The organism is Agrobacterium tumefaciens, from assembly GCF_013337285.1.
GTDB lineage: Bacteria > Pseudomonadota > Alphaproteobacteria > Rhizobiales > Rhizobiaceae > Agrobacterium > Agrobacterium burrii.
In genome coordinates this window covers 167012-180351 of sequence record NZ_SUPW01000004.1, presented here as the reverse complement: position 1 = coordinate 180351, position 13340 = coordinate 167012, and the positions used below count along the sequence as shown (strand labels likewise).

The 13340-nt window shown below is 58.5% G+C and carries 16 protein-coding genes and 1 tRNA gene; 8 read left to right on the top strand and 9 right to left on the bottom strand.

Annotated elements, in window-relative coordinates; genetic code table 11:
* Positions 1-33 precede the first annotated feature (33 nt).
* The 3 genes from FCH38_RS13735 to lepA all read left to right on the top strand — a co-directional run bounded on the left by FCH38_RS13735 (position 34) and on the right by lepA (position 3408).
* Positions 34-642: a GNAT family N-acetyltransferase gene (locus tag FCH38_RS13735; RefSeq protein WP_174374101.1), complete on the top strand. Its 609-nt coding sequence runs from the start codon at positions 34-36 to the stop codon at positions 640-642.
* Positions 639-1508, top strand: coding sequence for a carbon-nitrogen hydrolase family protein (locus FCH38_RS13730; RefSeq protein ID WP_174374100.1), 870 nt, complete (start codon positions 639-641; stop codon positions 1506-1508). The genes FCH38_RS13735 and FCH38_RS13730 overlap by 4 nt, the downstream gene beginning before the upstream one ends.
* Before the next feature lie 61 nt (positions 1509-1569).
* Positions 1570-3408 (top strand): translation elongation factor 4, encoded by a 1839-nt coding sequence (gene lepA, locus FCH38_RS13725; RefSeq protein WP_174374195.1) that lies wholly within the window; start codon positions 1570-1572, stop codon positions 3406-3408.
* A gap of 74 nt (positions 3409-3482) precedes the next feature.
* Here the strand turns inward: lepA and FCH38_RS13720 are convergent, their stop codons facing one another.
* Positions 3483-3890: a DUF2000 family protein gene (locus tag FCH38_RS13720; RefSeq protein ID WP_174374099.1), complete on the bottom strand. Its 408-nt coding sequence runs from the start codon at positions 3888-3890 to the stop codon at positions 3483-3485.
* Between the two features lie 94 nt (positions 3891-3984).
* Here FCH38_RS13720 and FCH38_RS13715 point away from each other — a divergent pair, with 94 nt between their 5' ends.
* The gene (locus FCH38_RS13715; protein ID WP_174374194.1) at positions 3985-4761 is read left to right on the top strand and encodes an AraC family ligand binding domain-containing protein; all 777 of its coding nucleotides are present in this window, start codon (positions 3985-3987) and stop codon (positions 4759-4761) included.
* On the opposite strand, the gene FCH38_RS13710 is transcribed toward FCH38_RS13715, so the two are convergent.
* Positions 4762-5649, bottom strand: coding sequence for an NAD(P)/FAD-dependent oxidoreductase (locus FCH38_RS13710; RefSeq protein WP_174374098.1), 888 nt, complete (start codon positions 5647-5649; stop codon positions 4762-4764). It lies immediately after the preceding gene.
* A 153-nt stretch (positions 5650-5802) separates the two neighbouring features.
* On the opposite strand from FCH38_RS13710, the gene FCH38_RS13705 reads away from it, so the two are divergent.
* Positions 5803-6261 carry an Rrf2 family transcriptional regulator gene (locus FCH38_RS13705; protein WP_174374097.1) on the top strand — a complete coding sequence of 153 codons (459 nt, stop codon included), beginning with the start codon at positions 5803-5805 and terminating at the stop codon, positions 6259-6261.
* A gap of 74 nt (positions 6262-6335) precedes the next feature.
* On the opposite strand, the gene FCH38_RS13700 is transcribed toward FCH38_RS13705, so the two are convergent.
* Positions 6336-6653, bottom strand: coding sequence for a hypothetical protein (locus tag FCH38_RS13700; RefSeq protein WP_153515261.1), 318 nt, complete (start codon positions 6651-6653; stop codon positions 6336-6338).
* Positions 6654-6724: 71 nt separating this feature from the next.
* Positions 6725-8125 (bottom strand): PLP-dependent aminotransferase family protein, encoded by a 1401-nt coding sequence (locus FCH38_RS13695; RefSeq protein ID WP_174374193.1) that lies wholly within the window; start codon positions 8123-8125, stop codon positions 6725-6727.
* A gap of 146 nt (positions 8126-8271) precedes the next feature.
* On the opposite strand from FCH38_RS13695, the gene FCH38_RS13690 reads away from it, so the two are divergent.
* Entirely contained in the window at positions 8272-9147 is an 876-nt protein-coding gene (locus FCH38_RS13690; protein ID WP_174374096.1) for a DMT family transporter, read from the top strand.
* A 12-nt stretch (positions 9148-9159) separates the two neighbouring features.
* On the opposite strand, the gene FCH38_RS13685 is transcribed toward FCH38_RS13690, so the two are convergent.
* The 4 genes from FCH38_RS13685 to FCH38_RS13670 form a co-directional block, all read right to left on the bottom strand.
* On the bottom strand, positions 9160-10266 hold the full coding sequence (locus FCH38_RS13685) for a glycoside hydrolase family 25 protein (RefSeq protein ID WP_153515263.1): 1107 nt from the start codon (positions 10264-10266) through the stop codon (positions 9160-9162).
* A gap of 178 nt (positions 10267-10444) precedes the next feature.
* On the bottom strand, positions 10445-10633 hold the full coding sequence (locus tag FCH38_RS13680; RefSeq protein ID WP_153515264.1) for a YegP family protein: 189 nt from the start codon (positions 10631-10633) through the stop codon (positions 10445-10447).
* 83 nt (positions 10634-10716) lie between these two features.
* Positions 10717-11415 (bottom strand): type 1 glutamine amidotransferase, encoded by a 699-nt coding sequence (locus FCH38_RS13675; RefSeq protein WP_174374095.1) that lies wholly within the window; start codon positions 11413-11415, stop codon positions 10717-10719.
* Between the two features lie 135 nt (positions 11416-11550).
* Positions 11551-12000: a DoxX family protein gene (locus tag FCH38_RS13670; protein ID WP_174374094.1), complete on the bottom strand. Its 450-nt coding sequence runs from the start codon at positions 11998-12000 to the stop codon at positions 11551-11553.
* 133 nt (positions 12001-12133) lie between these two features.
* Here FCH38_RS13670 and FCH38_RS13665 point away from each other — a divergent pair, with 133 nt between their 5' ends.
* On the top strand, positions 12134-12439 hold the full coding sequence (locus FCH38_RS13665) for a SelT/SelW/SelH family protein (RefSeq protein ID WP_153515265.1): 306 nt from the start codon (positions 12134-12136) through the stop codon (positions 12437-12439).
* 120 nt (positions 12440-12559) lie between these two features.
* Positions 12560-12646 (top strand) — tRNA-Leu (locus FCH38_RS13660).
* A 239-nt stretch (positions 12647-12885) separates the two neighbouring features.
* Here FCH38_RS13660 and FCH38_RS13655 read toward each other — a convergent pair.
* Positions 12886-13248 (bottom strand): pilus assembly protein N-terminal domain-containing protein, encoded by a 363-nt coding sequence (locus tag FCH38_RS13655; RefSeq protein WP_153515366.1) that lies wholly within the window; start codon positions 13246-13248, stop codon positions 12886-12888.
* Positions 13249-13340: the final 92 nt, after the last annotated feature.

The window sequence follows — 13340 nt, the reverse complement described above, 5'->3', positions numbered from 1 at the left end:
GTATAACCAGTGCAACCGAAAGTGAAAATGCCCATGACCGTCGAAATCAAGTCTCTTTCCGGCATCGACGCCGTTGCCTGTTTTGACGACCTGGCGCGCCTGCGGATTGAGGTGTTCCGCGCCTTTCCCTATCTCTATGACGGCTCGCTGGACCATGAGCGGAAATATCTGGCAACCTATGCCGATACCGAAGGCGCGGTTTTCGTGCTGGCGCTGGATGATGGGCAGGTGGTGGGCATGTCCACCGGCATGCCGATGGCGGCGGAGAACGAAGAGGTGAAAGCGCCGTTCCTTGCGGCCGGTTACGACCCGTCCGATCTGTTTTATTTTGGCGAAAGCGTGCTGCTATCGAATTATCGTGGTCACGGCCTCGGTGTGCGTTTCTTTGATGAGCGAGAGGCCCATGCAAAACGTCTGGGCTTCCACTGGTGCACCTTTTGCGCGGTCGAGCGACCGGCCGATCACCCGCGCCGCCCGGCCGACTATGTGCCGCTCAACGCCTTCTGGGAAAAGCGGGGCTATCGCCACCATCCCGAGCTGCGCACCAGCTTTACGTGGCAGGATATCGACGAGAGCACTCAAAGCCCGAAACCGCTGTCCTTCTGGATGAAGAACATCGCCGCTGGAGAGGGAAACAGATGACCCGGTTAGCCGCCAGCCAATATACCATCGAACTGATCGAGACATGGGAAGCCTATGCGGCGCATCTTTCCGCCATCGCGCGCGAGGCGAAAGAAAAGGGGGCCGAGTTGCTGCTTCTGCCGGAATATTCGGCCATGGCGCTGACCGGGCAATTACCGCCCGAGGCACGGTCGGATCTGCACCGCTCCATCGAAGAGATACAGCCGCTTATCCCCTCATGGGTGGAGCTTTGCGAGGAGCTGGCGCGACAGCACCAAATCCTGTTCCAGCCGGGCAGCGCACCGGTGAAGGACCCGGACGGCAAGTTCCGCAACCGGGCATGGCTGTTCGGGCCAGACGGGTTGATCGGTTATCAGGACAAGCAGATCATGACCCGTTTCGAGCGGGAACAGTGGAACATCTACGCCGGTATCGAGGGACTGAAGGCTTTTGAGACGCCGATAGGCAAGCTCGGCATCCTCATCTGTTACGACAACGAGTTTCCGATGCTGGGCCGCAGGCTGGCGGAGATGGGCGTCGAACTGGTCCTCGCTCCCAGTTGCACCGACACGCTGGCCGGCGCTTACCGGGTGCGCATCGGCGCGCAGGCGCGGGCGCTGGAAAATCAATATGCCGTTCTCTCCTCCCCCACCGCCGGTGAGGCCCCATGGTCGCCCGCCGTCGATGAAAATCGTGGCCGTGCGGCGCTTTACGTACCCTCCGATTACGGCATGCCGGCATCCGGCATCGTTGCGGAAAGCGACGGCGATGCGGTGACGCAAAGCACGCTATTGATTGCCGATATCGATCTTACCGCCGTCGCAAGACTCAGAACCGAGGGACAGGTGGCCACCCGTCGCGACTGGCCGGAGCAATTTGCGAGCTGAAAAGCCCATTTTAAAGGGCTTTTAACCAAATTCCCGCTTTGCGGCATGAGAAGCCCCTGCTATAGCGCGGGGCATGAGCACAAATTCGACCCGCACGCCCCTGGACCATATTCGCAACTTCTCGATCGTTGCCCACATCGATCACGGCAAATCGACGCTGGCCGACCGGTTGATCCAGTCGACGGGCGGCCTTGCCGAGCGCGACATGTCGGAACAGGTTCTCGATTCGATGGATATCGAGCGCGAGCGCGGCATCACCATCAAGGCCCAGACCGTGCGCCTGCACTATAAGGCGAATAACGGCGAGATCTATGTGCTGAACCTCATCGACACACCCGGCCACGTCGACTTTGCTTACGAAGTGTCCCGCTCGCTTTCGGCCTGCGAAGGTTCGCTGCTGGTGGTGGACGCATCGCAGGGCGTGGAAGCGCAGACGCTCGCCAATGTCTATCAGGCAATCGACAACAATCACGAGCTGGTGACGGTTCTCAACAAGGTCGATCTGCCGGCTGCCGAACCCGATCGCATCAAGGAACAGATCGAAGAGGTTATCGGCATCGACGCCTCCGAGGCGGTGCTGATCTCGGCCAAGACCGGCCTCGGCATCCCGGACGTTCTGGAAGCCATCGTCCACAAGCTGCCTCCGCCGAAGAGCGATGTCGGCGATAACGGGCCGCTCAAGGCGCTGCTGGTCGATAGCTGGTACGACACCTATCTCGGCGTCATGGTTCTCGTGCGCGTCATCGATGGCGTGCTGACCAAGGGTCAGCAGATCCGCATGATGGGTTCGGGCGCCAAATACGGCGTCGAGCGTATTGGCGTGTTGACCCCGAAGATGGTCAATGTCGATAGCCTCGGCCCCGGCGAGATCGGCTTCATCACTGCTTCGATCAAGGAAGTCGCCGATACGCGTGTTGGCGATACGATCACCGATGACAAGCGCCCGACGGCGCAGGCCCTGCCCGGCTTCAAGCCCGCGCAGCCGGTGGTATTCTGCGGTCTCTTCCCAGTGGATGCGGCTGACTTCGAGGATTTGCGCGCGGCTGTCGGCAAGCTTCGCCTCAACGACGCTTCCTTCTCTTTCGAAATGGAATCCTCCGCCGCCCTCGGCTTCGGTTTCCGTTGCGGCTTCCTCGGCCTGCTGCACCTCGAAATCATTCAGGAACGTCTCGAGCGCGAATTCAATCTCGATCTCGTCGCCACAGCACCTTCGGTTGTCTATGAAATGACGCTGACTGACGGTACCGAGAAAGAACTTCACAACCCGGCAGACATGCCCGACGTGGTGAAGATCAAGGAAATCCGCGAGCCGTGGATCAAGGCGACGATCCTGACGCCGGACGAATATCTCGGTGGCATCCTGAAACTCTGTCAGGACCGGCGCGGCCTGCAGACGGAGCTGACCTATGTCGGCAACCGCGCGATGATCACCTATGAATTGCCGCTCAACGAAGTGGTGTTCGACTTTTACGACCGGCTGAAATCCATCTCCAAGGGTTACGCCTCGTTCGATTACACCATCATCGACTATCGCGAAGGCGATCTCGTCAAGATGTCGATCCTCGTCAATGGCGACCCGGTGGATGCGCTTTCCATGCTTGTGCACCGCTCGGCGGCCGACCGGCGCGGGCGCGGCATGTGCGAAAAGCTGAAGGAACTCATTCCGCCGCACATGTTCCAGATTCCGATCCAGGCCGCCATCGGCGGCAAGGTCATCGCCCGCGAAACCGTGCGCGCGCTGCGCAAGGATGTGACGGCGAAGTGCTATGGCGGCGACGCGACGCGCAAGCGCAAACTTCTGGACAAGCAGAAGGAAGGCAAAAAGCGCATGCGCCAGTTCGGCAAGGTGGAAATTCCGCAGGAAGCCTTCATCGCCGCTCTGAAGATGAACGACGAATAAGCGGCAATCATATTGCCATCGCCGCTGTTGAAGGGGAGGCTTACAGCCTCCCCTTCGTATTTGAAGACCTATCGTTAAGTGTGCAGCTTTGCGCCTTTGGTGATCTTGTCGACGATCTTCTTGTCCGCCCTCAGCGCCATGCCAACCACCTTGGCATTGTCAGGAGAGAACTCCGAAAATACCTGACGGTTGGCGACATCGTGCCCGGTCGCGAACATTTCCTCAATGTAGAGTGATGTCGTGACATCGCGCTCGAGGGATCGTTGATGGATCTTTCGTAGCGCCTCCTGATCCGTGGCCATGACAACGATCGGCTGGATGGACAGGGGGTTATAGACGTTGCCCGCTCCATCGAGGTATGGTTCCCCGATGATCTCTCCGGCCTGGGCGACAATGCCCGACATGAGAAATGCGGTAACGTTCAGTTTTTGCCATACGGCAAGGTCATCACGAAGGATGACGGCGATCTTGGTATCAAACATGCAAACTCAATCTGGCTGTGGTTACGAAAGAGAAGCAACCCTAGACCCTTCGCGCATCATCGATCTTGAACGTTCGTGCAAATTCGAGGGGATCGTGCAGGCGCCGGCAAGCGAGGGCATAGAACGCATCGAAGCGCGCTTTCATGGCAACGCCTATGCGCCGCATCGCCATGACACCTATGCGCTCGGCGTCACGCTTTCCGGGGTCCAGACCTTTTCCTATCGCGGCACCTCGCATTTCAGCATGCCGGGAAATGTCATCGTGCTGCATCCCGACGAAGTGCACGATGGCGGCGCAGGCACGGATGAAGGCCTGCGCTACCGCATGCTCTATCTTCCGCCGGAAAAAATCGCGCAGGCGGGATATCAGGCGCTGCCCTTTGCAAGAAATCCCATCATCGAGGACCCCGCGTTCCGGCAATGTCTGATCGAGGCGTTGGGCAATCTCGAAAGCGAGCCGGACAATCTGCTCCTGACCGACTGGCAATCGAGACTGGCGGATCTGCTTTCCAAACATTCGAACGGTAGCGCTACAACCATTAAACGGATTGATCACGCCGCCGTTTTGCGGTGTCGGGACTATCTGCTGGAGAACAGCGCCGACACTGTCGGTTCAGAGGAACTGGAGCGAATAAGCGGGCTCGACCGCTTTACGCTCTTCCGGCATTTCCGCGGCCTGCTGGGAACCAGCCCGCATCGTTATCTCATCATGCGGCGACTGCAAAAATGCAAGGAGATGATGCGGGCCGGCGCCAGCCTTGCTGAAACGGCATTTGCCTGCGGGTTCGCGGATCAGGCGCATTTCACCCGGCATTTCAAGAATGCTTTCGGCATGCCGCCCGGGCGCTGGCTGAGCCTCACCTCCAGCTGATCACTCTGGAAACAGGATCGACCGGTGAGCCGCCGCACCTGCCATGGCACCGTCTCCCACCGCAAGGGCGACCGAGCCAGCCGGTCTTGCGACATCACCGCAGGCAAAGACGCCGCGGGCGGTGGTCTGTTTCATGGCGTCAGTTACAATGCTCGATCCCATGGGACCCTCCTCCACTGAGCAGCCGAGTTTTCCGATCCAGTCCGAGGTAATCCGCAGTTTCGGCTGGGTGAAAAGACCAGCCAGCGCAATGTTGCTTCCGTCGGCCAGAACGACATCCGCATGCCCGGCAATTTCCGCGATACGATCTTTTTCCAAGCGGACACCGCGAGCGGACAGAAGTGCGGCCTGATCCTCATCCGGTACGAATATGCCATTGGTAAAGAAGGTCGTCTCACCCCAGTCCGGCAGCATCAGGGCGTGATGAAGAGCCATGGGTGAAGCGGCAATGACGCCGATTTTCCCCTGATCGAGTTCGTAGCCATGGCAATAGGGGCAATGAAAGACCGAAGAACCCCAGCGCTCTTTCAGCCCGGCTATATCCGGCAGCTCATCGGTAACGCCCATGGCAAGGATGAGCCGGGCAGCACTTTCGCGGCGGCGACCGTCGATCTCGACGACGAAATCGCCAGAAGACCCCTCGACATCGGTCACACTGCCTTCCGCCCACTCAATTGTCTTGTAGCGCTCGATCTGCCGGCGCGCTTCGGCGACGATCTCGCCCGGCGCTTTGCCATCCTGACCAAGAAAACCGTGGGAATGGCTGGCAAAACGGTTCCTTCTTTTACCGGCATCCACAACGAGAACGTTCTTTCTGGCGCGGCCCAGCTGCAGGGCGGCGGAGAGACCGGCATAACTGCCGCCGATGATGATGACGTCGAATTTCATGATGCACCTATCGTTCAGGACCGGGCAGAAGCGCCCGTTCATTTTCACGATACTTATATTGTTACGTGATTTTTCGAGTCAAGGGTCACGCAACTTATATTGTTACGTCAATTCGAAACTGATAGCGTTGCGAAAAACAAATGGGCTTGCGCAATGAGACACGACACGCGCCTTTCAAGGGTGCTGCATATTCTGATCCATATGGAAAAACACGAGAGAGCGGCCACCTCTGAAAGCATCGCGGCCATGCTGCAGACCAATCCTGTGGTGGTGCGCAGGACCATGGCGGGCCTGCGGGAGCATGGTTATGTCTCATCGGAAAAAGGCCATGGCGGCGGGTGGGTTCTGGCGCGGCCGCTCAGCGAGATCACGCTGCTTGATATTTACCGGGCGCTCGGCACACCGGAGCTGTTTTCCATCGGGCTGGCGGGCGACAATCCGAACTGCGTTATCGAACAGGCCGTCAACGCAGCCCTTTTCGACGCCATGAACGAGGCGGAAACCATTCTCCTGTCGCGTTTTGGAAGCATAACGCTTGCGGCGCTGGCGGAAGAATCGATCGCCCGCTGGTCAAGAGTGTCCAATAACCCCTCGGCGATGGAGCAGCTTTAAAGGCGAAAGCTGATTGCACCCACGAAAAAACCGCCTGCCCGAAGGCAGACGGTTTTTTCATGTCAGTCAGCCCATTATGGCTGGGTCTGAGTGCCACCCGTATTCGGGCTTGCCGGGGCCGTGTTGTTTGCCGGCGGCGTTGCCGGGGCGGTCGGTGTCATCGGTGCCGGTGCCTGATCCGTGGCCGCGGGCGGCGTGGTGGACGATGTCGTGGCCGGATCAGTGGTCGGGCCGCTCATCTGCGACCACGCGAAAACGCCCACCAGGACGACGACGATGATCGCCAGCCACGGTACCCAGGACGAGGACGTGCGGGCACGCGGTTCATTGCTGATATTCAGTTCCGGACGAAGATCACGGTCCGGGCGCGGGTTGTTGGGATCGAATGTCATGGTATTTCTCCTCTTCACTCTGCGGAGAAAACGGCGTTCACGCGATTTTGTTCCGATTCATCCCTAAGCCTTCAGGACGGGCGGTGATCGGCCGCCTCCCGGAGCGCATCCGCCAGCACCGTCATGATCTGCGGGCTGCCCATTTGCGATACGTTGAAACGCATGAAACTGGATGCATTCTGCGAGGAGCTGAAGACATTGCCGGGTGCCAGCACCACCTGCTGCGCAAGCGCGCGGCGCGCCACATCGCCCGCATCCACTCCGTCCGGCAGGCGGCACCATAAAAACATGCCCGCCTGCGGCTCGATCCAGGGCACGCAACCAATCGCCTTCAGACGCGCCGCCGCCTCCGGCATTGCCGCCGCAAGACGCAGTCGAAGTGCGTCGACATGCCTGCGATAACTGCCATCCGTCAAAAGCGACAGCACCAGCGCCGCTGAAAAATGCGCTCCGCCGAAAGCGGTGGCGATCTTGAGGTCGGTCAGTGCTTCCACCCATGCCAGAGGTGCCGCGATGAAACCGCACCGCACGGACGCCGACAGGGTTTTTGAAAAGCTGCCGATCTGGACAACACGGTTGAGACCATCGAAAGCAGCCAGCCGTGGTGCCGCCTGTGTTTCGAAATCGGCAAAAATATCATCCTCGATGATGGTCAGTCCCGCCTGTTCAGCCAGCATCAGCAGCCGATGGGCGGTAACGGCGGAAAGTCTGGCGCTTGTCGGATTATGGATCGCGGAATTGGTAATATAAAGACGCGGCTGGTGTTCTTTCAGCGCCTGCTCGAACAGCGGCAGGTCCGGCCCAGTTGGAGTGTAAGGCACGCCGATGACCCTGACGCGATGCGCGCGCAGCAGCGCATGGAAATTGAAATAACAGGGATCGTCGACAATCACCGCATCCCCCGGCTGCAGCAGGAAACGGCAGAGAAGATCGATCGCCTGCGTACCGGAATCGGTAAGCATGATCTGGCCGGTGCCCGCCTGTACCCCGTGTTCCGCAAGCCTGCGCGACAGAAGCTGGCGAAGTTGCAGCAGCCCCATGGGGCTCGCATAGTCCGTCAGCAGGGCAGTATCCGCACGGGCAAGCCCCCGCATCGCCCGTCGCAGTGCTTCTTCCGGCATCCAAGATGCGGGAAGCCAGCCGCAACCGGGCTTGGCAAGGACCGAGGCCTCATCCAGCGCCTGCCGGGACACCCACAAGGGATCCACCGCCCTATCAAGCCGCGGCTCGATATCAGCGAGCGACAGGGGTGCAAGCGGACCGGCCACGAAAAACCCGGAGCCCGGACGCGAACCTATTGTGCCATCCGCCACCAGACGGTCATAGGCCTCGACAACGGTGGAGGTGGAAACCTGCATCGTCTTTGCCAGCGCCCGCACCGAAGGCAAACGTGCGCCCGGCACGAGGCTGCGTGAGGCGATGCGCTGGCGGATACTCGCCATCACCTTTTCTATGCGTGTTCCGGGCCCCATGCGCGTGACGGGAACAACCTGCTCGTTCAAACCGCTCTCCATCCGTACCGGGCCATCAACCATAACAGTTTCTTCAAATTGTATACGACTGTTGCTGTTCCTGCCAGCCGTTCCGGATCAAGAAAAACAAAATGCAGGAGATGACAATGGACAAGACGACAAGCGGCTGGCTGAACGGCCTAATCGGCGTAGTGATATTCAGCGGTTCGCTGCCGGCCACGCGTCTTGCAGTGACGGATTTCGATCCGGTGTTCCTGACTGTTGCCCGGGCCAGCATTGCCGGCATTCTGGCGCTTGCCCTGCTGTTGCTGTTCCAGCAAAAACGCCCGGCACGTAACGATATGACATCGCTTTTCATCGTCTCGTTCGGTGTGGTGGTGGGGTTTCCGCTTTTGACGGCGCTGGCACTGCGGCACGTGACATCAGCGCATTCCATCGTCTTCGTCGGGCTATTGCCGCTCGCAACCGCAGTCTTCGCCGTGTTGCGCGGTGGTGAACGTCCCCGCCCCGCCTTCTGGCTGTTTTCCTGCCTGGGCAGTGCTCTCGTGGCAGGTTTTTCACTGTCGAACTCGCTTTCAGCCGGAGTTGGGGCTTCGCTTGCCGGCGATCTCCTGATGCTGGGCGCGATTGTCGTCTGCGGGCTGGGTTATGCCGAGGGCGCCGCTCTGTCGCGTAAGCTGGGCGGCTGGCAGGTCATCTCCTGGGCACTCGTTCTCTCGCTGCCGGTGATGCTGCCGCTTGCCTTTTTCACCGGACCGGAAACACTTGCCGGAATCGATCCGCAGGCCTGGGGCGGCCTTGCCTATGTCTCGCTGTTCAGCATGCTGATCGGCTTCATCTTCTGGTATCGCGGACTGGCGCTCGGCGGTATTGCCGCTGTGGGTCAGTTGCAATTGCTGCAGCCGTTCTTCGGGCTGGTGCTTGCAGCAACCCTGCTGCATGAGGAGGTGAGCCCTGCCATGATCGGAGTTACGCTTGTGGTGGTGCTGTGCGTTGCGGGTGCCAGAAAATTCGCGCGCTGACGCCCACCCGGATCAGCTTGAACGGCGGTCGATCCAGCGATGCCATGCGTCTTCGCTGCCGTTGAAGACATTGAGATCGATACGGCCATCGACACCATGCGACAGGCCGGAGCCGGAATATTGCCAGAACAGCCACTTACGACCGGGATAGACCACGGACGGATGCTGGGCGACGGCGCGCAGCCAGAAGGGATAATCCTGGAATTCGCCGGTGAGATTGTCCTTATAAAAATCAGGCGCCGTATAAATGATCGGCCGCTGTCCATAATGGCGCTCAAGCTTGGTCATGAAGACGCGCATCTTTTCCAGCACGCGCTCACGGGAATGGCGCATCTTGCAGCTCGACTCGCCATTATATTCCACGTCGATGACAGGTGGCAGCGCATCGGGATCGCGCGGCACATTGCGAATGAACCAGTCCGCCTGCTCGCTGGCCGAGCGGCACCAATAAAAGAAGTGGTAGGCGCCGCGGCGGATGCCTGCTTCTTTCGCACGCTGCCAGTTGGTGCGGAACATCGGGTCAAGATGATCACCGCCATCCGTCGCCTTGATGAAGGCGAAATTGGCGCCGCGAGTGCGCAGCTGCGGCCAATTTATATTTGCCTGCCAGCGGGATACATCCACGCCGTGAACCTGAAAATGGCGCGGCTGAACGCGGCCGAAATTGATTGGCTTGGCATCGCTGAAACTGGAGCGGAAAATACGCGAGCGGATTTGTGCGCCAGCGCCTGCTGCCGGGGCGGCTGCCATGGCCAATTGCACCGGACGCTCCATTTCGCGAACCATCGGGCGCTCCGCCGGCCGCACCATTCCCGCCTGTGACTGTGCTGGCAAGCCAATTTCGGGCGCATTCTGAAGCAGGGATGCTTTTGGCGTGACGGCGGAAAAGGCTTTGGGCTCTTCAGGCACCGGCCCGCCCCATGCCAACACTTCCTGCCGTGGCTGGGCGGTGATGGCCTGCGTGCCGACACTTGCCTGCGGCACGGGTGCCGACGGCGTGACCGAACTCGTCGTCTCCTTCGAAGGCAAGCCAGCCACCAGGCTTTCCGGCCCGGAACTGGTGCAGCCACCTAACAAAAGGCAACCGAAGAAAAGTGCTGGCACAGCCGATGATCGCATGAGAACCCGTACGCAAAACAAATCGGGGGCACTCAAACGCCGCCCGGAGACCTCGAAATACAATTGCTAACGGAAGATTATCAAAAAAGACTGAATCTTATCTTTACGCCGGCACCTGCCAATGCGCCTGTCATTTCTGGCAGGCAAAATGCTTCGAGTTCTCACAAGGCGGCGAGGATCAGGCCGTCATGGTGCTCAAATCAACGGTATCGGCACCGGGGGAGTTTTTCTTGATCGACTCGATCGCATGAACCGCCGAGGCCTTGGCCTTGTATCCTTCCGACGAGAACATCGTTTCACCGTTGGATGCCTTGAAGCGGAAGCGATATTCGCCGGCCTTGTCCTGATAAATCTCAAATTTGTACATGTTCTTCACATCTCCTTGGTGATGATGGTGAAACGATCGCAACCTTGATCGCCTAGGTCATGTTAACAACGAAAATAATCCGCTTAAATGAGCCCCACCCAGGCGCATGCAATTTCCAGACCAGCTGCGTCAGCCATATCTGCGCGCGCGCCGCGATGGTCGCTGTATTTTTCCAGCCAGCCGGGCGCCATTTTTTCGACCGATGCCGGAAAGGCCTCGCACCAGCTATCCACCACGGCTGTGGATGCTTCGAAATGGAACTGGGTGCCATAAACCGCCCGACCTAGACGGAAGGCCTGATTTTGCGTCGCTTCATTGGTTGCCAGCCGTATCGCGCCCGGCGGAAGGGTAAACGTATCGCGATGCCACTGAAAAATCGGGAATATTTCATCCAGCCCCGCCAATAAAGGATCGGACGCACCATCTTCCGTCAGCGATACATCTTCCCAGCCGAATTCAGGTGGGCCGGCGAGAATATTTTCTCCCCCATAGGCGCGCGCCAGCAGCTGGCTGCCAAGGCACACACCCATCACGGCCTTATCGGCATCGCCAAAGGCTTTCATCAAAAGCGCAAGGTCTGGAAGATAGGGGTAAAGCGCGTCATCAAGAGCATTCTGCTCACCGCCCAGAACGATGAGCGCATCATGCTCACCGGCACTGACGGGAAGAGGCTCACCCGCATAGGCGCGGATGATGTGCGTTTCCGCGCCCGCCTTTTCCAGTGCGACGCCGAGTTGTCCGTGCGGTGTGCCCGCCATATTTTCGATAATTACAACGCGCATGCAGCCTCTTGATGATGGCGGAAACCCAATCGGCGAAGTTGCCGATCAAATCCAAGCTTCACCACGAGAAAAACGGATTTTCAAGAGGCATGAAACGACGGCGGGGCGATGTTAGGCAAGCCCCGCCGGTAATCCTTAAAATTCCCGAGACAGTTTTGCGTCGACGGAATGCAGATTGCCGCCACGAACGGCGAAAAACAGGAAGATTGCTGCCCAGAGGATCGACTTTTCTGCGCCGCCCAGACCCTCCGCCTTTACGATGCCGTGAAAATAGACCGTCACCAAAAGGACGATCATCGCCGCGAAGGACGCAGGCCGCGTGAAGAGACCGATCGCCACCAGAATGCCGCCGAAAAACTCTGTGGCGGCCAGAAGCGGCGACCAGAACACGCCTGGATAAAAGCCAAGGCTTTCTACCATGCCGACCGCCCCGAAAGGGTTGGCGATCTTGCCGAAACCATGGGTGACAAGAAGAACACCCGCCGCGACGCGCAGAATGGTCTCCACCAGATCATGCGTCGAATTGTAAAGCGGTGCGACAGCAGGAACGAAAAGACGCTGACGGTTATTGTCGAACTGGGCCATAGGATCTCCACGTTTCAGCCTTCGATGGCTTATCTGTTCGCAAAGCTCCGTGATAAGAACAAGAACGCGCCGGGTAAAAACATGAGTGTTATAGTTGACATTATCGTGACCGGACCTTGAAGGAGACGTAACCATGAGTGACACCAAGCCTCACATAACCATTCGCTATTGCACGCAATGCAACTGGCTGCTGCGCGCGGGCTGGATGGCACAGGAGATTTTGCAAACCTTCGCTTCTGATATCGGCGAAGTCAGCCTCATTCCCTCAACCGGCGGCCTGTTTGAGATCACTGTGGACGGAGCCATCATATGGGAACGCAAGCGCGATGGCGGTTTTCCCAGCCCAAAAGAGCTCAAACAGAGAATCCGCGATATCATCGATCCGGACCGCGATCTCGGCCATGTGGACAGAACGAAGCATGACGGACTCGACACCTGACCCGGCGACATGTTTCAACAGCCTCTAACCAAGTTTTTTCCCTTTAAAATCAATGATCGTCATAAAAGTTCAAAAAGCCTGTTGACACCGGGCGGCTGCCCTCGTACATCGCTCTCCGTCGCCCAGATGGCGGAATTGGTAGACGCGCCAGCTTCAGGTGCTGGTACTCGAAAGGGTGTGGAGGTTCGAGTCCTCTTCTGGGCACCATTCCTTTTTTGATCTTAGCCAGATCAATGACTTAGACGAAAAAACAGCAACATGCAGGCCTCCCGCGAAACGCAGGGGCGCATGTTGTGTTTTTTCGATCTGATCAACTCCTGGCTCCCGTTTCCCCAAAAAAACGATTGCCGCCTGCGGGAACGCAACATTTGTCACGCCGACAAAATGCCTGCCGTTCCTTCATGCAAAATCATTGTATTTGAAAGCCTCGTCTGGCCTCGCCGAGTTTACGGCTGGGAGTCTTTGTCGCCACTGTTTTGCGAGTGTTGTTCGCAATTCGGCGTACAGGAAAGCACGGTTCGTTCCGTCTGGCGGAAAACGCGAACCGTATTGCCTTCATCGATGGAGACGAGAATGCGCTCATCGACGATCGGATTGCCGTCGGCATCAAGAAGCACGAGATTTGTCGTTCCGAAACTGCGGCCGGTCAGCACAATGGTTGTGGCATCGGCGACCGTGGCATCAGCAACTTTCGAATTCCCAACAATAACCTTGCTGACGGGACGATCGAGACGGAGAACACGGGCGTGGTTCATCGAAACGCGCAATATGTCTTCCTGGGCGAAAACAGATTGCGACGAGCCTCCCATAATGACGGACAAGCCGACCACAATTTTCGCCAGTTTTCCGGATGACACGCTTTTGGCCCTTGTTCATAAACTGCACTTCACTGCGTCGCAGA

What these genes read in the sequence shown, in the direction of transcription:
- FCH38_RS13665 (WP_153515265.1), top strand. Translation starts at nt 12,134, where the DNA reads ATGAGTGACACCAAGCCTCACATAACCATTCGCTATTGCACGCAATGC.
- FCH38_RS13700 (WP_153515261.1), bottom strand. Translation starts at nt 6,653, where the DNA reads ATGACATTCGATCCCAACAACCCGCGCCCGGACCGTGATCTTCGTCCG.
- FCH38_RS13685 (WP_153515263.1), bottom strand. Translation starts at nt 10,266, where the DNA reads ATGCGATCATCGGCTGTGCCAGCACTTTTCTTCGGTTGCCTTTTGTTA.
- FCH38_RS13670 (WP_174374094.1), bottom strand. Translation starts at nt 12,000, where the DNA reads ATGGCCCAGTTCGACAATAACCGTCAGCGTCTTTTCGTTCCTGCTGTC.
- FCH38_RS13695 (WP_174374193.1), bottom strand. Translation starts at nt 8,125, where the DNA reads ATGGGGCCCGGAACACGCATAGAAAAGGTGATGGCGAGTATCCGCCAG.
- FCH38_RS13735 (WP_174374101.1), top strand. Translation starts at nt 34, where the DNA reads ATGACCGTCGAAATCAAGTCTCTTTCCGGCATCGACGCCGTTGCCTGT.
- FCH38_RS13710 (WP_174374098.1), bottom strand. Translation starts at nt 5,649, where the DNA reads ATGAAATTCGACGTCATCATCATCGGCGGCAGTTATGCCGGTCTCTCC.
- FCH38_RS13690 (WP_174374096.1), top strand. Translation starts at nt 8,272, where the DNA reads ATGGACAAGACGACAAGCGGCTGGCTGAACGGCCTAATCGGCGTAGTG.
- FCH38_RS13680 (WP_153515264.1), bottom strand. Translation starts at nt 10,633, where the DNA reads ATGTACAAATTTGAGATTTATCAGGACAAGGCCGGCGAATATCGCTTC.
- FCH38_RS13655 (WP_153515366.1), bottom strand. Translation starts at nt 13,248, where the DNA reads ATGGGAGGCTCGTCGCAATCTGTTTTCGCCCAGGAAGACATATTGCGC.
- FCH38_RS13730 (WP_174374100.1), top strand. Translation starts at nt 639, where the DNA reads ATGACCCGGTTAGCCGCCAGCCAATATACCATCGAACTGATCGAGACA.
- FCH38_RS13705 (WP_174374097.1), top strand. Translation starts at nt 5,803, where the DNA reads ATGAGACACGACACGCGCCTTTCAAGGGTGCTGCATATTCTGATCCAT.
- FCH38_RS13720 (WP_174374099.1), bottom strand. Translation starts at nt 3,890, where the DNA reads ATGTTTGATACCAAGATCGCCGTCATCCTTCGTGATGACCTTGCCGTA.
- FCH38_RS13675 (WP_174374095.1), bottom strand. Translation starts at nt 11,415, where the DNA reads ATGCGCGTTGTAATTATCGAAAATATGGCGGGCACACCGCACGGACAA.